Here is a 23090-nt window from a genome sequence, read left to right as displayed (position 1 = left end):
TCTCGAACTTTTAAAGGATGTTTGGTTAAAAAAGTCTGTGATATCCGCAGCTAATAGGTTTGGTTGCTCCATCGCAGCGAAGTGCCCCCTACATTCATTTAGGTCCAATTTTGGATGTTAAAGCCTTTTTCAATATAAGATCGAGGGGGTGTAGGTATTTCCCTTGGGAACTTTGCATAACCAACAGGTACTTGAACAAAATCATCCTTTTTGAAAATATGTGGATTCTTACGTATTACGCATTGTAATTGAAGGAATATTAAATAGATATGAGGTGAATTGGTAGTGTGTTTGAAGAGTGATCTTAATCTTTAAACGCAGTTCTTGAAAAATACCCTAAATCAAATAATTCACGTTTATCCTTTAATTCCTTTAAATAGCCATCCCGTAAAAAAACAATGCTATCCGATATATTTAAAATCCTTTCGTGGTCATGATCTGTGATAATAATGCCTTTTGATGATTTGATCGTTTGAATGCATTCCGCAATGTAATCTCTCACAATGGGACTAACACCATTAAAGGGCTCGTCGAGTAAAATAAATTCCGCTTCAGAATTGATAAGTAATAAGATTTCAACAATTCTCCTTTCACCTGCGGACATATCTTGATTCATTTTACCCAGTAGCGGTTTTACATATTTGTTTTTAAGGAGCAATTCCCCGCTTTCTTTTGATAGAAATAGATGTATTAGCTTTTTAATTGAAATATTATTAGGCAAGTAATTGTCTTGGGGTAAATATTTAATCAAAGTTTGTCCAGTAGACAGATTATTTACCTTTTTGTTGTTTATCCTAACAAATTTATATTCAGCTGATTCTGATCCAAAAATAATTTTAAGTAGTGTAGATTTACCAGAACCATTACGACCAATTAAACCTTTTACTTCTCCTTTTCTACAAGAAATATAAACATCACTCAGTAGAACTTTTCCCTGGTATGATTTTGTAACGCTGTCCACATGGAGAATACTCATATTAGCATTAGAATTAGGAGGTTAATTATACCAACAAGAATTGTTGAACTCCAAAGTATGCGGTTATTTAAGCCCAAATTATAGTAATAGTAATACTGATCTTTGTTTTTAATTTCATAAAAGAAATAATGTGAAAAAGGTAAGATAATTAAAAAGCTTTTTCCGATTACCTTGGGATCTCCTCCAAATAGTATCCCAATTAGAATGGAAATTGCATATGATATAAAGAATATCTTGCTTTGAAATAAAAGTATGTTCTTTAATGTCTTCAAAATAAATATTTTAGGACTTCATTGATATAGATGCTAGAGAAGTCAATAATATGGATGCCTTTTGAGAGCTTAAATTCAAATTTATGGATTTTATTGAAATTGATACGGTAATTAAGATTTTAATCCATAGTTGAGAATTAAATAAATATGTTGACTGGAGAAGTGGGAGTGAAATCTTGTGAATTATCCATATACGCTACTGGACTAAGAGACTCCTTTGGGCTGCCCATCCAATAGTAATATGCCGACTTTACTCAATAACTTTGTCAATCATTGGCTTTTTTTGCTTTTTCAAATTCTGCTAAACATTCGTCTAATGGTTTCCCGTTAACATGAACACATTCACAAAATACGTTTCCAGCATCTTCTAATTCCGTTTTTGCATATTGTCTTTTACATTGAGACAATGAGTTTCTAGGCAGAATTTCTCGCCCGACAAAGAACATAATAATTACGAGCCCAAAAACAACAACCACACTTGTAAAAAATAGAAATGGAAATCTATTACTGTATTTTTCTGGTTGTTTTAAAATCCCGAAATCTGGCACCATTTTAAAAGGTAAAATGTATTTCAACTTGTCATAATTCCATACAAGAATATACAAGTTAGCAAAGAGCATTAACGGTGCAGAAATTGCGGAGCCTTCAAACCTTACTGCAAAAGAAAGGATACAAATATTGACTATTATGGGTAGATAGAGTAGGGCCCCTAAAGTTACTGTTCGCGGTATTAGCAATAGGATTGCAGCAAGGACTTGAGCAATCCCAATGAACGTATAATAATAGCCGGTATGATAAAGTGCAGTCAGGTATGTTCCCATTGGATGAATCTCGGATAAACCACTGGCGAATCGTTCGTCCATAATTTTAACCATTCCTGCAAGAACGAATCCTAAAGCTAAAGTCAGACGACAAAAGATAGAGAAATACCAATACCATCTGTTTCTTTTTATTTCTAAATAATACTTATCAAATTTGGTTAGATTATTCAAATGGTAATTAATTTTAAGATTAAGAATGACCGATGTGTCCGTGAGGTCTCCATTATATAAAAATAACAATTTCTCGATAGGTTTAAGTCCAATAAATTAAGTATTATTAAACTGTAATTTCCTAAAGATTATTTTACAATATGGTAGTGGATACTGATAGACCGCAATTAAAGGAGATCAATTGAAATAACATGGAATAAAAAAACCTGCAAATCTCAGATCTGCAGGTTTGTTAAGTCTTTTAAAGGACTTTTGGCGGAGAAAGAGGGATTCGAACCCCCGGAGGTGTGACCCTCAACAGTTTTCAAGACTGCCGCATTCGACCACTCTGCCATTTCTCCTTAGCGGGTGCAAATATAGAAAGCTTTTTTGAATACAAAAAGCAGAAAGCGTATTTTTTTTTGATCATAATTGTTATGTCTTGGTTTTGAGTAGGATATATTTTAATTATGTTTTAGAAGCAGTCTAAAGCTTTTGTAATTGCTTTGTAACTGTTGATGGGCGAGATTTGTCATTGAAATCTCGTATTTTTGTTTAAAAACCTAACCTATGGAAATTATTCATGCTTTAGAATGGCGTTATGCAGTTAAAAAATTTGATGCTAGTAAGTTCTTGAGCGATCAAAAGGTCGCTATGCTAAAAAAAGCATTCAACTTAACAGCCACCTCTTATGGTCTACAGCCTATAAAGTTGTTAGTTATCTCGGATAAGGAACTTCAAAAGAAACTTAGGGAATCGGCTTTTAACCAGGCTCAGATTGAGGATGCCTCTCATGTTTTGATTTTTTGCATAGAACGGGGGGTGGACGCAGAGTATATTAGAAACTACTTTAATCGTGTTAAGGAGATTAGAAATACACCGGAAAACATACTAGAACCCTTTCAAAATTTCTTAATAGAAGATTTTGAAAAGAAGTCAGAGGAAGATATTTATAATTGGGCCACAAACCAGGCCTATCTAGCTATGGGTAATATGTTGACAGTTTGTGCAATGGGTGGAATTGATGCCTGCCCCATGGAAGGCTTTTTAACGTCGGATTATGATAAGGTACTCGATTTGAAATCTAAAAATTTGCGCTCTGTTTTGATTATGCCTGTTGGCTATCGGGCGCAAGATGATTTTATGGCAGAATTAAAGAAAGTCCGCAAACCACTAAATGATAGTGTTATAGATTTTAATTCATGAGTTTGTGTTTTATTACTTTCGAATTGAGGCTTCTTTTAATAACTTTGTTGTATCAACTTTAAAAATGTAAACTATATGCCAGGATTTGAACTTTTTGGAGATTTAGAGAGAGCCGAAGTGAATGATGTATTGGAAAGCGGTGTACTAATGCGTTACGGCTTTGATGGTGCTCGTAATGGACACTGGAAGGCAGTTGAGTTGGAAAAAGCAATATCCAAGCGTATGGGTTCTAAATACGCCCAGTTGGTTAGTAGTGGAACTTCTGCTTTGACGGTAGCCTTGGCAAGTGCAAATGTTGGAGCAGGGGATGAAGTTATTATTCCTACTTTTACTTTTGTGGCAAGTTTTGAGTCGATCATTGCTCTTGGAGCAGTACCAATTCTCGTAGATATCGATGATACACTGACAATGGATCCTGTAAAAGTTGAACAAGCTATTACCTCACGAACAAAGGTGATTATGCCTGTGCATATGTGCGGTTCAATGGCGCGATTAAAAGAATTAAAAGCACTTTGCGACACACATAATCTTTTGCTTCTTGAAGATGCTTGTCAAGCCATTGGGGGAAGTTACGATGGAAAACCATTAGGAAGCTATGGTGATCTGGGGTGTTTTTCCTTTGATTATGTAAAAACCATAACATGCGGAGAAGGTGGTGCCTTGATCACTAATAACGATAAATACGCTAGGCATGCAGATCATTTTTCTGATCATGGGCACGACCATCTCGGAAAGGATAGAGGGGCGGACACTCACCCATTCTTGGGATATAACTATCGCATATCAGAACTCAATGCTGCAGTTGGTCTAGCTCAAATCAAACGTCTTGATGAGTTCTTAGCTATCCAAAAGAAAAACTATAGCGTTCTTCGGTCTTCAATAGAAAACTTGCCTGGGGTTCAAATTCGAACTGTACCTGATAAAGGGGTTGAAAATTACTCGTTTTTAAGCTTTTTTATGCCAGATGAGGACGCCGCTAGAGGAGTTCATAAGAAACTTGGAGAAAATGGTGTAGACGGATGTTTCTATTGGTTTGATAACAATTGGCACTACATTAAGAAATGGGACCATCTAAAGGATCTAAAAAGTCTTGGTAAATTACCTGAAGAACTCAGACGAGGCCTGCCGGATTATCACCAAATGGATACGAGCCAGTCAGATCATTGGTTAGGACGTACGATCTCTGTATTGATCAAACTCGGTTGGAGTGAACAAGAGGTAGAGGATCGTGCTAAAAGGATGGCTGATACTATTAAAAGTATAACTGCTGAACTTGCAAACTAATACTTAATTTAATTAGTAATCAAGTATTAATAATTTACATATTCCACGATTTCTAATCCGTAACCGATGATTCCAACTCTTTTAGTTTGTGACGAATTGGACATTAGGCGGATTTTAGAAATCCCCAGGTCATGAAGAATCTGAGCGCCAATACCAAAGTCCTTATTATCCATAGGCATTTTAGGTGCTCTTAATTCACCAGCTTTTTGTAAGTCTTTTAATGCGCCTAGTCTATTGAGTAGGTTTAGAGAATTGGTGTGTTTGTTTATAAACACAATAGCACCTTTTTCTTCTTGATTCAAAAGCTGGAACATATTATTTAACTTTTCGTCTATGCTACTGGTAAGGGTTCCTAGTATATCATTGTTGACCAAAGTCGAGTTGATCCGCGTTAGTACGGAGTCCTGCTTTGTCCAACTTCCTTTTGTCAATGCAATATGAACTTGATTGTTCGTGGTTTGTTTATAGGCTCTTAGTCGAAAGGTTCCAAATCTGGTTTGTATATCAAAGTCTTCTTTTTTCTCGATAAGACTATCATGTTGCATTCTATAAGCTACTAAGTCTTCGATGGATACAATTTTAAGATTGAACTGCTTGGCAACTCTACTGAGTTCAGGAAGTCTAGCCATAGTACCATCCTCATTCATAATCTCACAAATCACACCTGCAGGATTTAAGCCTGCTAATCGGGCAAAATCAATTGCAGCTTCGGTATGACCGGTTCTTCTTAATACACCGCCCTCTTTGGCTACCAAAGGAAATATATGTCCTGGTCTCGCCAATTCAAATTGCTTGGTGTTGGGGTCGATGAGTGCCTGAATTGTTTTGGCGCGATCCCCTGCAGATATACCTGTAGTAACCCCATTTCCACGTAGGTCCACAGAAACAGTAAATGCTGTCTCCATATGATCCGTGTTGTTAGTTACCATAGGGTGTAAGTCCAGTTCTTTACAACGCCTTTCGGTAAGCGGTGTACATATAAGTCCACGACCATGTCGTGCCATAAAGTTAACGACCTCCGGGGTCACCTTATCTCCAGCGGCTACAAAGTCTCCTTCATTCTCTCTATTTTCATCGTCAACTACGATTATAACTTTTCCCATTTTGATGTCAGCAATAGCTTCTTCTATGGTGTCAAGTCGAATCTCAGCATTAGAGGTGATAGTATCGGTACTCATTTTAATTTTTTTTTCAAAGATACTTAATTTGAAGCATCTGATTTCTTCTTTGGGTTTAATTTTCTAAAGAAGTCACCTATTACAGTGAGTAAACCACCAGAATCAAATAATGCTTTGTCTGCAGTTGCTCTTCTAGTTAGGAAAATCCCTAAAGGTAGCATAATTACCGTGGCAACCCAAGCTCCCAGGACAGGGGAAAGGCTCCCGTCTTCTGCGTAGTTTTTAGTGAAAATATTTATAAAATGGTAAATCAAAAACAAGCCGATTGCCAAGACCATTGGAAGTCCGAGTCCTCCTTTTCGGATGATAGCACCCAATGGCGCTCCTACAAAAAACAGGATGAAACAAGCAAATGCTAGTGCGTACTTTTGGTGTAGCGAAAGCACGTGATGATTGTAGAGTTTTATGCGACGGTTTAAGTCCCATTTTTTACCCTCTAGAGTTGATTTGGTGTTCTTAACCGTGTTAAGAGCCATATCGATCATTTGACTTTGTCTGTAGTCTTGATAAAGGGTAATGGTGCTATCAATATTTTTATGTAGCATCGTTCTTTTTTCTTCTTTTTCAGCTTCTGTTAATTCTTCATCACCTTTAGGAGTTTGTTCTTTAACTTTTTTGTCAATACGGGGTTTGGATTGAATGTTGGATGCTCCTGTTCTCTTATATATGTTCTCTCCGAAATTGGTGAATATTTTGTCATTGTCCCTTGCCAATGAATCTATTGCATAGTCTAACTCAGAGACATTGAGCATCTTAAAGGTATTTTTAACCTTTTCCTCCTCTAAATCTATATTATTAAGCTCGGAGAGATCCATAAATATGGTGTACGCCTCAAAGTGAGCCTTTGCAAAGGGGTAATTATCTCGTTTGTCCCTACTTTTAGCTTCCATGTCCTGGTAATAATTACCATCGAGAAGTTTGAGCTGTAGAATGTTTGAATTTTCGGAGCCGATAAGTTCACCCTCTACTGATTTGATGACCTTTCTATTTAATCCACCATTAGATAATTGATGAATAATAACATTTTTCAATAAGTTGTCGTTTGGCCCGTGTTTTTCGTCCACCTTCATACTGAAATCTTCACCGATGGTACTAAAAGAACCCTCGCTAATGGCCATAGCAGGCTTCATTTGAGCAATATTCCTTCTGAGGTTATAAGATTTGTACTCCGCAGCAGGAATGACATTATTGGCAAAGAAAAAGGTTCCGAAGCTAAGAAATGCGATAAAAACAATAAGACTACGCATGGCTCTAGAAAGGGATATGCCTGAGGCTTTCATGGCAGCGAATTCATAATTCTCTGCTAGGGCTCCAAAGGTCATAATGGAAGCCAAAAGTACCGTTAAAGGCAAAACATTAGGAACCAAGTTTGGAGAATAATAGAAGAGGAATTTACCCACGATTTCTAAATCGATATCCTTACCGGCAAATTCGTCTATAAAAAACCAAATGGCCTGGAAAATAAATATAAACATCAGTATGACAAAGGAACTGATGAAATTATATAAAAATCGTGATAATATATACCGGTCTAAAATTCTCAAAGTCTAGTTTCTAATAATGTAATACCCTAATCCTTCATATTTGTCTTCATCAAAGCTAAACATCGAATCCGGAAGGGGTTCGTTTGTTTTTAGACTGCTCACGGTAATGGTAGTTTTAGTACCGTTATCACCTACTTCAATTAGATTGTAAATGTGCTTTGTGCTAGCGTCCACACCCAAAAGTATTTCTTTGGTTCCTGAATTGCTATCTATAGGTAATAATTTAACATATTGTATTTGTCTTCCATTCACATTTTGAAGAATATCCATTTGATAGTTGTACCCCTCAGTGTAAAAGGTGAGCATGTCTGATGGTGTAATAGCACCTTCTTCTGCATTTTCATTGGATTCAATTACTACCTCTTCATTTTCCGGGATAATAGTATATGTCTTGGTGCCGTCAAATATTTTTGTAGCACCTAAATAGTTGAACACATAATTGTCACCTTTCAGGGTTACATCACCTTTAGTTTCTTGGTGAATGTTCTCTTTACTATTGTCTAATGCGTATTTGAAGGCAATATAGATGTTATCATAACTTTTTACCTTATTGTATACTTGATCCAATAATGTCTTGGCCTTCGGATCGTTTTGTGCATTAATGTTAAAACTAAAGCATAGTAGGGTAAAGGCTAAAATTAGATTTTTCATGTTTTGTCTTTAAAATTTTAATTTTTTCATTCGTTACTCAAGAGCATATCCAAGGCAACCATGTCTGGAACTAAGACTTGTCTGGCTTTACTTCCCTCAAATGGTCCCACAATCCCCGCTGCTTCCAATTGATCAATAATTCTACCAGCTCGGTTGTATCCAAGCTTTAGTTTACGTTGCAAAAGAGAAGCAGAACCCTGTTGTGCAATTACGATAACCTCTGCGGCTTCTCTAAACAAGGCATCTCTGTCAGATACATCAATATCAAGACTTGTGCCAGAATCCTCCCCGACATATTCTGGTAGTTCATATGCCGATGGGTAAGCTCTTTGGCTACCGATAAAATCGGTGATCTTTTCTACCTCGGGAGTATCCACAAAAGCACATTGAATTCTTGTGAGGTCATTCCCTTGAGTATATAGCATATCTCCGCGACCGATGAGTTGATCTGCACCTGGGGAGTCAAGAATAGTTCTCGAATCAATCTTTGAGGTAACTCTAAAGGCAACCCTGGCAGGGAAGTTAGCTTTAATAATCCCTGTAATTACATTTACAGAAGGACGCTGAGTGGCAATGATGAGATGTATTCCAATAGCTCGCGCTAATTGGGCTAGCCTTGCAATAGGAGTTTCAACTTCTTTTCCTGCAGTCATAATTAAATCTGCGAACTCATCGATCACCAAAACGATGTATGGTAAGAATTCATGGCCGTCATTCGGGTTTAATTTTCTAGCCTTGAATTTTGTATTGTATTCTTTAATATTCCTCACCATGGCGTTTTTTAAGCGCTCATAGCGGTTGTCCATTTCAATACACAATGAGTTTAAGGTGTTAATAACCTTGGTATTATCTGTAATGATCGCTTCTTCACTATCAGGTAGTTTAGCCAGATAATGGCGTTCTATTTTATTGAACAGTGTTAGCTCTACTTTTTTAGGGTCAACCAGTACAAACTTCACTTCTGCTGGATGCTTTTTGTACAATAATGAGGTCAAAATAGCATTAAGCCCTACAGACTTACCTTGTCCAGTTGCACCTGCCATAAGTAAGTGTGGCATTTTAGCTAAGTCTACGACAAAGGTTTCATTGCTAATATTTTTCCCAAAGGCGATCGGTAGTTCCATTTCCGCACTTTGAAACTTTTTGGAAGCGATCACCGAACGCATCGAAACAATGGTAGCATTTTTATTTGGGACCTCTATACCTATGGTTCCTCTACCTGGAATTGGAGCGATAATCCGAATTCCTAAAGCTGCGAGTGATAAGGCGATGTCGTCCTCAAGGTTTTTTATTTTGGAGATACGAACACCTGCTGCGGGAACAATTTCATATAAGGTAACTGTGGGGCCAATAGTCGCCTTAATTTGAGAAATTTCAATTTTGTAGTTCTTAAGGGTATCTACAATTTTATTTTTGTTTTCTTCAAGCTCTTCCTGATTGATAGTGATACTACCTGCCCCGTAATCATTGAGTAACTCTAGAGTAGGGAATTTGTAATTGCTCAGTGCTAACTTTGGATCGAACTCTCCGAAGTCTTTTACCAAGCGATCAGAAAGAATATCGATTTCTTCATTTTCCTCCTGGGTTGTTTCAACCTCTATTTGTAAACCGGGATCCTCGTCTTGCTCGGGCTGATGTGTAGTGGTAAAAGAAGTGTTTTTGGTCTTGCTGCTAGAGGGCGCAATAGTATCATCATCCGTGGCTAGTTTTACTTCGAATGAGTTTTCTATAGCAATGTCGTTTTGCTCATCTTTAGTTACAGCCTTTGGCGCAGGTTCTTTCTGAGATATTATGGACGGCTCCACTAAATCCGTAGCTGGGTTAGCCTCGGCTTTTTGTTTGTTTGAAGCAAAGGCGGCTTTAAATTCTTTTTGTGTGCTCTGAAACAGTGATTGTATTTTTTCGGGTGTTACTCCTAATCGATTTACCAAGTAGACAACTAGTGCAAAAAGCAATACTAATCCAATACCGATTTTTCCGATATAGGCTCTTAAGAAATCGTTCATTTCAAAACCGATAACCCCTCCTAAGATTGGTGCGGTCTCCGCAAAGAACCCGAAGAATATGGCGATCCAGATACTAGCTAAGATCCCCCAGAACCATCTGTTGTTTAATTTTTTTAATGGAAGTCCGACGAATAAAAATAAACCAGTCTGAAATATGAGTATAGGGAAAATAAATGCTGCAATTCCAAAACCTTTTCTTATGAAAAAGTCACTTACTGAAGCACCAAATTTATTCAACCAATTTTCTGCCTCCACTTGTTTGTCCCAAAATTCTTTTAATAGACTTTGATCTTGTTGCCAAGTAGCAAAATAAGAGATAAATGCAATGAGAAATGCAACACTCAATAGCATTAAAAGAGTTCCAAAAATAATTTTTTGTTGATTGGAAATCTGAAATTTAGGGCGTGTTTTAGCTGAAGTTGTATTGTTTTTTTTATTTCGTTTTCTGGCCATTGGCATTCCTCTGTTTATCGCAAAAGTACTAATTACAAACGTACAGTTTCTATTTATATTTTTAAAATATTTTCGGAAAGTAAATTATAGCGCCAATTACCATGGCTACAATAGCTACAATAAAGACAGCTCCTGCTGCAAGGTCTTTTATTTTGCCAATTCTTTGGTGATGTTCAGGGTGTATAAAATCTGCTATTTCTTCAATAGCAGTATTCATCCCTTCGGCCCCCATTACCGCAGCTATGGTGAGTAGTTGAATAGCCCATTCCGTTGAAGATATTTGAAAGTAAAATCCCGCTACCGTAATCAATACTGCAATAACAGCCTGGGTTTGTATACTGGCTTCATTTTTAAAAAGCAGATACGCCCCCTTAAAGGCGTATCCAATGCTTCTTATTCTATTTATTATAAAGCTTTTCAATCCTGTAGAGCCTCTAAGGCTGCTTTATAGTTAGGTTCTTCCGAGACTTCTGATACTTGCTCCGTGTAGCGTAGCTTTTGATTTTCATCAAGAACTACAACGGCACGACTTAACAATCCTTGTAGCGGGCCATCCACGAGTTCTACTCCATAATCTTTCCCAAAACTCTGATCTCTGAAATCAGATAAAGAAACGACATTGTTGAGTCCTTCCGCACCGCAAAATCTCGCTTGTGCAAATGGAAGGTCTCTAGAGATGCATAATACTTTAGTGTTTTCTAAAGCAGCAGCAGCTTCATTGAACTTCCTCACACTAGCAGCACAGGTGCCAGTATCTACACTTGGAAAGATGTTTAGAATTACTTTAGATCCTTTAAAATCATCAAGAGATACTGTAGCTAGGTCTCCGTTAACTAGGTTGAACCCAGGTGCCGTGCCGCCAACTTCAGGTAGATTTTTTAAAGTATTCATCTTGTTTCCATGTAATGTAATTGCGCTCATTTGTAATTTTTTTATATTAATTTTCCTTTTATCACTTGTAAATCGTCCGTGTTCTAGATGTATACGATTTAAACTAACCTAGAGTATAAAGATAGCAAATATTTAAAGGATTTAAAACACAAAAAGCTACCAATTTGGTAGCTTTTCATGATCTTTTCATAGCAATTTTTTCCCAGTAATGAGATCTACTTATCGATAGAGCCTAATACCCTTTTCATAAAAGTATTAATAGCTTCTTTTTGATTTAATCCTTCGTCCTTCATCAACTTTTGAACCTCAAGAGCTCCGTACATGTTCGATATTAATTCTCCGATAACATCGAGTTCCTCATCTTTAAGAGAAGAGACTTCAGTGATTGCTTCAAGAGTTTCAATAGCTTCATTAACGTAATCCTCATCGTTGGATTCGATAAAGCTTGATATTTGTCTAATTATAGGTAGCTTCATCAATAAAAGATTTTAATACATCAGTTTTATTGGTCTGAATCTGGTTTAAAACTTCACCTTTCTTGAAGGCTGCAAAGGTAGGTAAGTTGTCTACATTAGCGAGCTTTCTTGATTCAGGAAACTTTTCAGCATCTACAATCACAAAGGTTGCGTTTTCATTTTCCTGAGCAAATTTTTTAAATTTTGGTTTCATGATACGGCAATTCCCGCACCATCCGGCTGAGTACTGGACCAATACAGTGTCATTCTCAGCTACCAAATCCGATAAATTGTCTTTGTCTAATTCTACTATCATCATGAATACTTTTTAATTAGCACTTAAATAAGCAGCAACACCATTTCTGTCGGCGTTCATTGCTTCTTTACCTTCCTCCCAGTTGGCAGGACAAACTTCTCCATTCTTTTGAACGTGAGTGTATGCATCAATTAAGCGAATAAACTCACCTACATTTCTACCTACAGGCATGTGGTTTACACTCTCGTGGAAAACAGTTCCTTCTTCATCAATTAAAAATGTAGCTCTAAAGGTTACATTGTCTCCTTCATATACATAAGAATCAGTTTCTTCGTTGTAAGTTTCAGACGAAAGATCAAGTATACGAAGCATGTTTGCAAGGTTTCTGTTTGAATCCGCTAATATAGGATAGGTAACTCCTTCGATTCCTCCATTATCTTTATGAGTATTCAACCATGCAAAATGAACCTCAGCAGTATCACAAGACGCACCAATTACTAAGGTGTTTCTTTTTTCAAATTCTCCTAAAGCCGCTTGGAATGCGTGTAATTCAGTCGGGCAAACAAAAGTAAAGTCTTTTGGATACCAGAAAAGAATAACTTTTTTGTTGTTTTTAACTGCTTCATCCAAAACGTTGATTTTGAATGTGTCTCCCATTTCATTCATTGCGTCAACTGCAATACTTGGAAATTTTTTACCTACTAATGCCATAATTATACTAGTTTATATTTTTTCGTTTTATTGTACTGCAAAGCTACGAAGTAAAGGGAGCTATTTATCTCCTTTTAAATTGTATAAATTTATCTGTTAATAGGATTTATTAATCGCGACAGTAAAGTGGTGATTTCTTTGTGTTATAGCTAAGTTTAGCGCAAAAAAGATGCTGATTCAGCAAGTTCTTTGCCTATAAATTTAGAATTACTTTTTTTCAGTTAATTGCTTTATTTTAATTTGAAACGCTGCGAAGAGCAATGTTGTAAAAGGGCTCAGATAATTGAAGAAAGCATAGCCGAAATATGCAGTGGTATCGACCCCTAATACGCCACTTTGATATGCTCCACAGGTGTTCCATGGTACTAGTACAGAGGTGACCGTTCCTGAGTCCTCAAGTGTTCTACTGAGGTTTTGAGGTGCGAGGTTTTTATCCTTGTAGGCTTGTGCATACATTTTTCCTGGCACAACAATAGCCAAGTATTGGTCTGATGCGGTAAGGTTTAATGCTAGACAGCTAGCAACTGTACTGGCAAAAAGACCAAAGACTGAATCAAAAGCATTTAGTAGTGTTTTGCTAATTCTAGCTAAGGCCCCTATGGCATCCATGATACCCCCAAAGACCATAGCACAAAGTATAAGCCAGATGGTACCGAGCATTCCCGACATTCCGCCAGCGGTAAACAGGCCGTTTAGAATTTCATTGGAAGTTGTAATCTTAGTTTCAATAGTGATAGCATTCATCAGTCCTTGATAAGCATTTATAACATTAAGATCTTGAGACTGAGTAAGTCCTTTTACTACATCAGGTTGAAATATTAAAGCGAATAAAGCACCTAATAAAGTTCCTATCAGTAGTGCCATAAGGGGAGGAGCCTTCTTTAAGATTAAAAAGATAACCACTACGGGTACAATGAAAAGCCAAGGTGTTATCACAAAAGATTCCTCAATTGCCGATAATAAAGATGCGGTATCAGGTATAGTAGAAGTATCTAAGTTTAGTCCGATAATTGTGAACAATATCAATGTGACTATCATTGTTGGAACCGTTGTATAGGCCATGTATCGAATATGGGTAAATAAATCTGTTCCAGCCATGGCTGGAGCTAAATTTGTTGTGTCACTTAGAGGTGACATCTTATCGCCAAAATAAGCACCAGATATCACGGCTCCTGCGGTCATGCCTGGAGATATGCCCAAGGCGCCCCCAATACCTACTAAAGCAATACCCACGGTAGCAGAAGTGGTCCAGCTACTACCTGTTGCAACCGAAATGATTGCACAAATGATTACGCATGCAGCAAGAAAGTAGGTTGGACTAAGTATTTGAAGTCCGTAATAGATCATTGCCGGAATAACACCACTAATGAGCCAGGTACCCGCAAGTGCTCCAACAAAAAGTAATATTAGGATGGCACCAGAAGTCGATTTAATATTGTTGGCTACCTCTTCAATCATTCGTTCAAAGCTAACTTTATTACAAACACCTACTATGGCTGCAATGGCCCCTCCAATAAGTAATATAAATTGATTGGAACCGGAAAGGGCTTCATCCCCATAAACAAATACGTTGAATGCTAGAAGTGCAACTAAAAGAATAACTGGGAGCAGTGCTTCCCAAATAGAGAGTTCTCTATTTTGAATGATTTTTTCGTCTTCCATTAATCGAGTGGTACTAAAGTGATATTAAATATGCGGAAAAATACAAAGTTTTTATAGAATTGGAACTATGACTTAAGGAAAGTTGGATTTTAACTTGGGATTAAGCAGGTGTTTTTCTCCATTTTATCCAAGTAACTGTCTCGTATTGAGGCCGGAAATTGAATGGTGTGGTAGCAGGTGGCTTTTTTGAAAAAACCACCTTTACATTTAAAGTACTACCACGAACCCTATAGTATTTCTCACACCTGATTAAGGTGCTCGATGTATATTTATTTTAGGATTTCTAATTTTCGCATACAGTCCATCATATGCTCGTAACTTCTGTTGATGTCGTTATCTAAACCTATGGAGAATCGAATAAGCCCATCACTTAGGCCCATCTGACGTTGCTCTTCTTCTGGGATCTCGGAAGAGGTTGAGCTTCCGGAGGCGCTAAATAAAGTTTTGTAAAATCCTAAGCTTACAGCGAGGTATCCAAGGTTTTCTCTTTGCATCATTTCCATGAGTTGGTTAGCTTTTTCTAGATTACCGACATCTAAGGTTAATAATCCTCCAAAGCCGTATTCTGGATTCATCTGTGCCTTGAATGTCTGATGACCTGGATGAGAGCTTAAGCCTGGATAGACGACTTTAAGACCTGCTTTTTCAAAATTTTCTGCCAAGAATAATGCATTTTCACTATGCTTTTTAATTCTAATATGAAGTGTTCTTAAGTTTTTTAAAATGGAGGAAGCCCTGAGGCTGTCCAATGTACTCCCGAGTAACATACCCGCACCTTGATTAACATCTTTTAAACTCAGGCAAAAATCCGTAGTACCGCAAACCACACCACCCACCGCATCACTACTTCCATTGATAAACTTAGTGAGACTGTGAATTACAATATCGGCACCTAATATTGAAGGCGTGATGCTTAAGGGAGAAAAGGTGTTATCTACCACAAGTGGCAACTTGTATTTTTTTGCCAGTATAGATAAAGCCGCAATATCCGTGACTTCCAGCAAGGGGTTGCTGAGGCTTTCGCAATAGATCATTTTGGTCTGATCTGTAATGCTATCTTCGACCGCCTTAAGGTCTGTACTATCTACAAAACTGCATTGGATGTTAAATTTTGGCAGGAAGTTTTTCATGAAAGCATAAGTACCTCCGTAGATGGTTCTACTGGAAACAATGTGATCACCGGCATTACAAAGTTGTAAAATAGTAGCAGTAATGGCGCCCATTCCACTGGCTGTAACATTTGCGGTTTCACAGTTTTCCATTGCCGCCAATGCTTCCCCCAAATAAAGGTTAGACGGGGAGGAATGTCTACTATATAGATAACAACCTTCGGTATTGCCTTCGAAAGTGTCAAACATTGTTTTCGCCGACAGGAAGGTGTATGTAGAGGAGTCTGAAATGGAGGGGTTGACACCTCCGAACTCACCGAAATACTGTAAATCTTGGATATTATTTGCTGGTTTGTATTTCATTTTATTTATTATTTATATTCTATAAAGAAACGATTCTAATGTATTATTATCAATGTATTCATTAAATTTTAGATTTTTATTCTGAATTATTCTATATTATAGTATATTAGTCTAAATATGTTAATCTTTAATTTTATTTATAGAATATGAGTCAGATCGTAAAACTAGATCCCGTAGACAGAAAGCTGCTTGAACTATTGCAAAACGATGCAAAACAGACCACTAAAGCGCTGGCTTTGAAGTTGAATCTGTCAAAGACAGCGGTGTATGAACGTATTAGGAAGCTTGAAAAACAAGAAGTTATTCAAAAGTATACGGCCTTATTGGATCGTCGTAAAACTAACATGGCGTTTGTGGTTTTTTGTCATGTTAGACTGACCCAACACATAAAAGAACAACTTACGGGCTTTGAAGAGCAGGTTGTTCAGTTGCCGGAAGTCTTGGAATGTTATCACGTAAGTGGTGATTATGATTATATGCTAAAAATCAATGTAGCGGATATGGAGGCTTATAGGGAGTTTATGACCTCAAAATTGACCACCTTAAGTCATATCGGGAGTACCCACAGCGTATTTATGATTGAGGAAGTAAAAAGCACTACCGTTTTAAAACTATAATTTAACGCTTGATGTTATTTAGTGCTGATTTTTGAGAGCGAAAGTATGGCAGGCTACAATGGCTGCCGTCTCTGTTCTTAAGCGAGATTTACCAAGACTCACAGGGTTGAAATTATGAGCGAGGGCTGTATTGATTTCTGAAATTGAAAAGTCTCCTTCGGGTCCAATAAGTATAAGCGTATCCTGTTGTTTTATCACTGCATCTTGTAATAGGAGTTTCTCTTGATCCTCACAATGAGCGATAAACAGCTGTTGGTTTGATTGCTCTTTGGTAACATTGCTTATAAAATTAGTAAAGGATGCTTGTGGGTGAAGTAGAGGGAGGTATGGATTGAGTGATTGTTTTGCCGCTGATTGGATGATTTTTTCCAGCCGTTCTAATTTGATTACTTTTCGCTCCGAATGATCGCAGATAATAGGAGTAATTTCATCAATTCCAATTTCAGTTGCTTTTTCTAAGAACCATTCAAAACGATCATTCATTTTTGTAGGTGCAACTGCCATATGTAGGCGATAACTCCTTGGTTTACTGAATGTTGATCTCAGTATTTGAACACTGCAGTGTTTTGCATCAGAGGCAATAATTTTTGCTTCAAATACCCAGCCTTTTCCATTGGTGATTTGAAGAATATCTCCAAGTGTTTTACGAAGAACTTTGTGGATATGACGACTTTCTTCCTTATCAAATTGATATTCTTTGGATGTTTCGACTAAATCTGGTGCGTAAAATAGCTGCATATATGGTTTGATTTTTAGATGAATATTGGATGGTTTGACCCATCAGCTAGTGAACTACTGAATCTTTTGCTTTGTTATAACGAAAATCGGGCTTTGGCTGCAACTCCTTGATCCGTGAAATCCTTATCCAAATATTTGTAGTAACCTACAATACCAATCATAGCAGCATTGTCAGTGGTGTATTCAAATTTTGGTACATAAGTTTTCCATCTGTATTTTTTTTCACCATCCTTTAAGGCTTTGCGTATACCAGAATTTGCAGAGACGCCACCGCCTATGGCAATGTGCTTTATTCCTGTGATATTTGAGGCTTTTTTTAGTTTGTCCATTAAAATATTAATAATGGTGTATTGAATGGAAGCACAAATGTCTGCAAGATTTTCTTCAATAAAATTCGATTGAAATTTGGTTTGTTTCTGTACAAAGTAAAGCACTGCGGTTTTAAGTCCGCTGAAGCTGAAATTAAGATCCTGCACCTTAGGTTTTGGAAAAGGGAAGGCTTTAGGATTACCCTCTCGGGCTAACTTATCAACTAATGGTCCGCCAGGATAGGGGAGCCCAAGTATTTTTGCAGATTTATCAAAAGCTTCACCTACAGCATCATCCAGAGTTTCACCTAGGATTTCCATTTCAAAATAATTGCTAACTTTTACAATTTGAGTATGTCCGCCACTAATGGTTAGGGCGAGAAAAGGAAACTCAGGTTTGGGTGTGTCTTTTTCCTTTATAAAATGCGCCAAGATATGTGCCTGCATGTGATTAACCTCTATAAGTGGAATGTCAAGGGCAAGGGATAGTGATTTTGCAAAAGAGGTTCCGACTAATAATGAACCCATTAATCCAGGTCCACGAGTAAAAGCTATTGCAGATAATTGTTTTTTATCGATATTTGCCTTGCTTAACGCTTGATGAACTACTGGTACAATATTTTGTTGGTGCGCTCTGGAGGCAAGTTCGGGTACAACCCCTCCGTATTCTTCGTGAATTTTCTGGCTCGCAACAACATTGCTCAATACCTGGTCGTTTAACAGAACAGCCGCAGATGTATCATCACATGAAGATTCTATGGCAAGTATATAAACATCTTGGGTATTCATAATATCTTTGAAATATAAAAATTGGAGTAACAAAGGTAAAACATAAAAAACTATCAAAAAACTAAGGAAAATATTAATTCGATCGCTCCTTACATTGTTGCTTATACTATTTTTGGTAAGTTTTTTTCTGTCCCTACCTGTCGTTCAAACGCATCTCGCCAAACGAGCGACAAATTTCTTAAATCAAACCTATAGTACCAACATAAACATTGATGAAATCCAATTTATCCCATTTTGGGGTGATGTTCACATTAAGGGTGTTTATGTGGAAGACTATAAGAAGGATACCTTAATTTACATCGATAAACTGAATACTTCGATTGTGAATATAAGAAGGTTGGTCTCCGGTGATTTAGAGTTTGGACCTATTGAGGTTGATCAGCTGTTGTTCAATATGAAAACTTATAAAGGAGAATCGGATACCAATTTAAACGTTTTTGTAGAAAAGCTTGATGAAGGGGAAGGGGATCCTGAAAATCCTTTCTTAATGACCTCTACACATATAAGCGTCAAGGATAGCGAGTATAGACTAATAGATGAAAATAAGGAGAACCCCGTTATTTTAGGCCTAGAAAATTTAAATATAGAATCAGATGATTTTTTGATTCTAGGTCCCGAAGTTAGTTTGAAGGTGAGGGATCTTAACTTCACTTCGAAAAAAGGTGTTGTTGTCAATCATCTGGAGAGCGAGTTTTCCTATGCCAAATCTCAAATGCGTTTAGATAGCCTACATATCGAAACTCCTGGATCGAATATTCAAGGCCAGGCCGTTTTTGACTATGAGTTAGGAGATTTTAAAGACTTTTTGAACAAGGTCAAAATCAGTGGTAACTTTAGAGAATCGAGTGTGGCTCTCGATGAGATAAACTTGTATTTTGATGAGTTTGGAAAACAGAAGCAAATAGAACTTTCAGCTGATTTCAGCGGCTACTTGAATCAATTGAAAATGGATAATCTTTACATGACCTCTGGACATACACTCATTGATGGTGATTTTGTGTTCCACAATATGTTTGAGCAGGATAAAGAGTTTAGTATTGATGTGCATGCGAGAAATGTGTCTTCAAATTACAGTCAACTAATCGGACTATTGCCAGGGATTCTTGGGAAAGCTTTGCCAAATTCCTTTAGTCGATTTGGGCAGCTTTCTATATTCGGAAATATGAGAATTACGGAGGAATCCGTATATGCTAAGGTGAATTTAATCTCGGATATCGGAAAAGGATTTTCGGATTTGACCTTAACAAATATCAATCATTCCGACGATGCTGCTTATAAGGGTACCTTGTCGTTACAGGATTTTGATTTGGGGGTGTTTTTGGAAAATGACTTACTGGGAGAGACTAGTCTAGATGTCAGTGTCGATGGGTATGGATTTGAACAAGAAACACTTAATACAGAAGTTATAGGAGAGTTGTATTCAATTGTATATAATGGATATGAGTATAATGGAATTAAGGTATCAGGGATTGTAAAAGAACAGCTTTTCGATGGTTCAATAACCTCGGTGGATGAGAATTTTGATATTGCTTTTAAAGGATTGGCAGATTTATCGGGAGCTACCAATGAATTTAAATTCGTAGCCTCGGTTCGCAACGTAGACCTTAATAAATTAAACTTTGTAAGTCGTGATAGCATCTCGGTTTTTAAAGGAAATATTACCGCGGATATGTCCGGAAATTCCTTGTATGATCTAGCAGGGGAGATCAGTTTCCGTAAAACAAATTACACCAATCAAAACGATAGTTATTACTTTGATGACTTTACAGTTACTTCGGAATTTATTGGTGAAGAACGCATTATCGCAATTAATTCGCCGGATATAATTACAGGCTCATTACGTGGAAAATACAGGGTTAGAGAACTAGGGCATATCATCAAAAACTCCATTGGAAGTATATATACCAATTATAATCCGGAACCCGTAACTCCTGGACAATACGTAGATTTTGACTTTAAAATCTACAATAAAATTGTCGGAGTATTCTTTCCGGAGCTCGAATTTGGAAGTAACACCTCTATCAAGGGATCAGTTGTGGCGGATCAGGAAGATTTTAAATTGAAATTTATTTCACCGAAAATCCGTGCTTCTGGAAATGAATTTGATCAGATACAGATCGAAATAGACAATAAGAATCCGCTTTACAATACTTATGTAGATGTAAAAGAAATCGAATCGAATATTTATGATGTCAGTGATTTTAGGTTAATTAATACTAAGATCGATGACACCCTATTTTTTAGAACGGAATTCAAGGGAGGGAAACAGTTTAACGATATCTACAATCTTAACTTCTACCATACCTTTAATGACAAACAAGAGTCTGTGATAGGGCTTAAGCGCTCTAAATTAGGTTTTAAAGGGCGTGATTGGATTATCAACGCTAATAATAATACGGATAATAAGGTTAGTTTTAGCAAGACTTTAGATACCGTTAATATCAGCCAAGTGGTGATGAATTACCAAGAGGAACAAATTCGCCTTGAGGGTATGTTGATCGACAGTACTTACAAGGACGTTGACCTCGAATTTGAAAATGTGAATTTGGAGAAGATACTCCCGGATATAGATAGTTTGAAATTGGGTGGTACGGTTGATGGGTATCTCAATGTTTTACAGCGAAACAAAATTTATACGCCTTCTTCGAATGTGAAGATTTCTGACTTTGAAGTGAATGATTTGCCATTGGGAAATCTATTTTTGTCAATTCTTGGAAATCAGGATCTTACGCAGTACGGTGTCAATGCCAAAATTGTTAATGACTCAAAAGAGTCCTTAAATATATTAGGAAATATAAATGCCGATCCAACAGGTACTCGTATCGATCTCAACGGCCACCTGGACAATCTAAATTTAAAGATACTCAGTCCACTGGGAGCGGAAGTCATTTCCAATATTAGAGGATTTGCCTCGGGTGACTTTAAATTATTTGGAGCCGTAGAGAATCCTGAAATGAGTGGTGACTTACAAATCCAAGATGGAGGCTTGAAGATCCCTTACTTAAATGTGGATATGAATATGCCAAAGCTGGCAAACGTAAAGCTGGAGGGAAGGTCATTTGTTTTGGAGGATCTTATTTTTACCGATACCCAATACAATACAAAAATGAGCCTGAGTGGTTCAATAACTTATGACCATTTTAGGGATTGGTACTTAGATCTTTATATTGATACTAAAGGGGATCGCTTCTTGGTGTTAAACACCAAAGCTTCCGTGGATGCACTGTATTATGGTACGGGCTTTATTAGTGGGAAGGCACAACTCTATGGCCTAACGAGTGAAATCTTAAATATCGATGTAAATGCGCGTACTGAAAAAGGAACGAGTTTTGTGATCCCTTTAAGTGATGTTACTGAAATTGGAGACACCTCCTTTATCAATTTTATTGATAAGAATGAAACAGATGCCGAAGGGGCTCAAAGAAAGATTGCTGATGTACAAGGTATTGAGATGCAGTTTGATTTGGACGTAACGCCACAAGCAGAAATTGAAATCGTGGTGGATCCAAAGACAAGGAGCACCCTTAAGGGAACTGGAGCGGGAAACCTCCTGATCGAAATAAACACCAACGGCAAGTTTAATATGTATGGTGACTTTATAACCTATACAGGTGAGTATCTATTTAAATATGGTGGATTTATCAACAAGCGATTTGTGGTACAACCAGGAGGAACTATCATTTGGGAAGGTGATCCAGTCGATGATGCGGATATGAATATCGCGGCTAAGTATTCGTTGTATGCGAATCCTGCGGTCTTGATGGATAATGCTCAAATCACCAGGAAGATTGCCACCGATGTGACCATTCGACTGGAAGGACAACTGATGCAGCCTACTCTGGATTATGAAATAACTTTCCCTAATACCAACGCTGTGGTGACCTCTGAACTGCAATACCATTTGGATGATAATGCTAAGCGGGAGTTACAGGCATTCTCACTATTGTCCCAGGGTGTTTTTCTCGATGAGTTGAGCATCAACCAGACTGCAGTGACTGGCAATCTTGTACAAACGGCTTCAAGCTTGTTTAATCAGGTGTTGAATGCTGGTGAAGGGAAGTTTGATGTAGGTGTTTCATATGAAATTGGTGAGCGTAATCCAGAATTGGATTATGTGTCCGAGGATCGACTAGGGGTAACGGTTTCAACTCAAATAAGTGAACGCATTTTAATCAACGGAAAAATAGGAGTGCCCGTTGGAGGGGTAACTGAGACAGTGGTTGCTGGTGATGTGGAAATACAAATACTACTCAATCATGATGGAAGTCTCATCGCCAGAATCTTTAATAGAGAGAGTGAAATTCAACAATTCTTTGCACAACAACAGGGGTATACCCAAGGAGTTGGCTTGTCTTATCAAGTTGAGTTTGATACCTTCCGTGAGCTGGTTAAACGAATATTAGAAGGCAGAACCGAGAGTTATTCGCAAGGCTTTGGGCTAGAACAACCAGAGGAAGAAGAGGTGAGTGAGGAGGAAGAATCGATGGGCAATGGTCTGGTGAATTTTCGTACTAAAAAATCTAAGGAAAAAGACTAAAACAAATCTTAGATTTTTCATCTTTGACCGTACTTAATTGATTTTTAAACCTACTGGATTTCAAACAATATATTTTTTTATAGACCTCAGAAAATCAAGCAAAATGATGAATA

19 protein-coding genes and 1 tRNA gene are annotated in these 23090 nt (G+C 37.4%); 4 read left to right on the top strand and 16 right to left on the bottom strand.

Features of this window, described 5'->3' with window-relative positions; translation table 11 throughout:
• Positions 1–304: 304 nt before the first annotated feature.
• From ACN0TV_RS04475 to ACN0TV_RS04465, 3 genes are all read right to left on the bottom strand, one after another.
• Positions 305–976, bottom strand: a complete 672-nt coding sequence (locus ACN0TV_RS04475; RefSeq protein WP_417360533.1) for an ATP-binding cassette domain-containing protein — start codon at positions 974–976, stop codon at positions 305–307.
• A 538-nt stretch (positions 977–1514) separates the two neighbouring features.
• On the bottom strand, positions 1515–2240 hold the full coding sequence (locus tag ACN0TV_RS04470) for a DoxX family protein (RefSeq protein ID WP_417360531.1): 726 nt from the start codon (positions 2238–2240) through the stop codon (positions 1515–1517).
• 253 nt (positions 2241–2493) lie between these two features.
• Positions 2494–2581, bottom strand: a tRNA-Ser gene (locus ACN0TV_RS04465).
• A 208-nt stretch (positions 2582–2789) separates the two neighbouring features.
• On the opposite strand from ACN0TV_RS04465, the gene ACN0TV_RS04460 reads away from it, so the two are divergent.
• A complete protein-coding gene (locus ACN0TV_RS04460; RefSeq protein ID WP_417360529.1) occupies positions 2790–3425 on the top strand; it encodes an NAD(P)H-dependent oxidoreductase in 636 nt (211 codons plus the stop codon).
• Positions 3426–3500: 75 nt separating this feature from the next.
• Entirely contained in the window at positions 3501–4709 is a 1209-nt protein-coding gene (locus ACN0TV_RS04455) for a DegT/DnrJ/EryC1/StrS family aminotransferase (RefSeq protein ID WP_417360527.1), read from the top strand.
• Positions 4710–4735: 26 nt separating this feature from the next.
• On the opposite strand, the gene ribB is transcribed toward ACN0TV_RS04455, so the two are convergent.
• The 11 genes from ribB to ACN0TV_RS04400 form a co-directional block, all read right to left on the bottom strand.
• Complete coding sequence (gene ribB, locus ACN0TV_RS04450; RefSeq protein ID WP_417360525.1) at positions 4736–5887, bottom strand: 3,4-dihydroxy-2-butanone-4-phosphate synthase; 1152 nt, start codon at positions 5885–5887, stop codon at positions 4736–4738.
• Between the two features lie 23 nt (positions 5888–5910).
• Positions 5911–7362 carry an LptF/LptG family permease gene (locus tag ACN0TV_RS04445; RefSeq protein WP_417360523.1) on the bottom strand — a complete coding sequence of 484 codons (1452 nt, stop codon included), beginning with the start codon at positions 7360–7362 and terminating at the stop codon, positions 5911–5913.
• 72 nt (positions 7363–7434) lie between these two features.
• Entirely contained in the window at positions 7435–8082 is a 648-nt protein-coding gene (locus tag ACN0TV_RS04440; protein WP_417360522.1) for a LolA family protein, read from the bottom strand.
• Between the two features lie 26 nt (positions 8083–8108).
• Positions 8109–10541 (bottom strand): DNA translocase FtsK, encoded by a 2433-nt coding sequence (locus tag ACN0TV_RS04435; protein ID WP_417360520.1) that lies wholly within the window; start codon positions 10539–10541, stop codon positions 8109–8111.
• Positions 10542–10602: 61 nt separating this feature from the next.
• The gene (locus ACN0TV_RS04430) at positions 10603–10962 is read right to left on the bottom strand and encodes a diacylglycerol kinase (protein ID WP_417360518.1); all 360 of its coding nucleotides are present in this window, start codon (positions 10960–10962) and stop codon (positions 10603–10605) included.
• A complete protein-coding gene (gene tpx / locus ACN0TV_RS04425) occupies positions 10959–11462 on the bottom strand; it encodes a thiol peroxidase (protein WP_417360516.1) in 504 nt (167 codons plus the stop codon). Before tpx ends, ACN0TV_RS04430 begins: the two co-directional genes overlap by 4 nt.
• Before the next feature lie 185 nt (positions 11463–11647).
• A complete protein-coding gene (locus tag ACN0TV_RS04420) occupies positions 11648–11908 on the bottom strand; it encodes a DUF6952 family protein (RefSeq protein WP_417360514.1) in 261 nt (86 codons plus the stop codon).
• On the bottom strand, positions 11889–12203 hold the full coding sequence (locus ACN0TV_RS04415) for a thioredoxin family protein (RefSeq protein WP_417360948.1): 315 nt from the start codon (positions 12201–12203) through the stop codon (positions 11889–11891). The genes ACN0TV_RS04420 and ACN0TV_RS04415 overlap by 20 nt, the downstream gene beginning before the upstream one ends.
• A 12-nt stretch (positions 12204–12215) precedes the next feature.
• Complete coding sequence (locus ACN0TV_RS04410) at positions 12216–12854, bottom strand: peroxiredoxin (protein ID WP_417360512.1); 639 nt, start codon at positions 12852–12854, stop codon at positions 12216–12218.
• A gap of 207 nt (positions 12855–13061) precedes the next feature.
• Positions 13062–14516: a Na+/H+ antiporter NhaC gene (gene nhaC, locus ACN0TV_RS04405; protein ID WP_417360510.1), complete on the bottom strand. Its 1455-nt coding sequence runs from the start codon at positions 14514–14516 to the stop codon at positions 13062–13064.
• A 269-nt stretch (positions 14517–14785) separates the two neighbouring features.
• Positions 14786–15988 (bottom strand): PLP-dependent transferase, encoded by a 1203-nt coding sequence (locus tag ACN0TV_RS04400; protein WP_417360508.1) that lies wholly within the window; start codon positions 15986–15988, stop codon positions 14786–14788.
• A gap of 146 nt (positions 15989–16134) precedes the next feature.
• Between ACN0TV_RS04400 and ACN0TV_RS04395 the strand changes: the two genes are divergently transcribed.
• Complete coding sequence (locus ACN0TV_RS04395; protein WP_417360506.1) at positions 16135–16605, top strand: Lrp/AsnC family transcriptional regulator; 471 nt, start codon at positions 16135–16137, stop codon at positions 16603–16605.
• A gap of 18 nt (positions 16606–16623) precedes the next feature.
• Here ACN0TV_RS04395 and ACN0TV_RS04390 read toward each other — a convergent pair whose 3' ends face one another.
• Positions 16624–17343, bottom strand: coding sequence for a 16S rRNA (uracil(1498)-N(3))-methyltransferase (locus ACN0TV_RS04390; RefSeq protein ID WP_417360504.1), 720 nt, complete (start codon positions 17341–17343; stop codon positions 16624–16626).
• 74 nt (positions 17344–17417) lie between these two features.
• Complete coding sequence (tsaD, locus tag ACN0TV_RS04385; RefSeq protein WP_417360502.1) at positions 17418–18440, bottom strand: tRNA (adenosine(37)-N6)-threonylcarbamoyltransferase complex transferase subunit TsaD; 1023 nt, start codon at positions 18438–18440, stop codon at positions 17418–17420.
• A gap of 97 nt (positions 18441–18537) precedes the next feature.
• On the opposite strand from tsaD, the gene ACN0TV_RS04380 reads away from it, so the two are divergent.
• Positions 18538–22977: a translocation/assembly module TamB domain-containing protein gene (locus ACN0TV_RS04380; protein ID WP_417360500.1), complete on the top strand. Its 4440-nt coding sequence runs from the start codon at positions 18538–18540 to the stop codon at positions 22975–22977.
• Positions 22978–23090 lie beyond the last annotated feature (113 nt).

It is taken from the genome of Galbibacter sp. (genome assembly GCF_048266365.1).
Classification (GTDB): domain Bacteria; phylum Bacteroidota; class Bacteroidia; order Flavobacteriales; family Flavobacteriaceae; genus Galbibacter.
The sequence above is the reverse complement of the archived record's forward strand: the minus strand, read 5'-3'. Positions and strand labels throughout refer to the sequence as shown.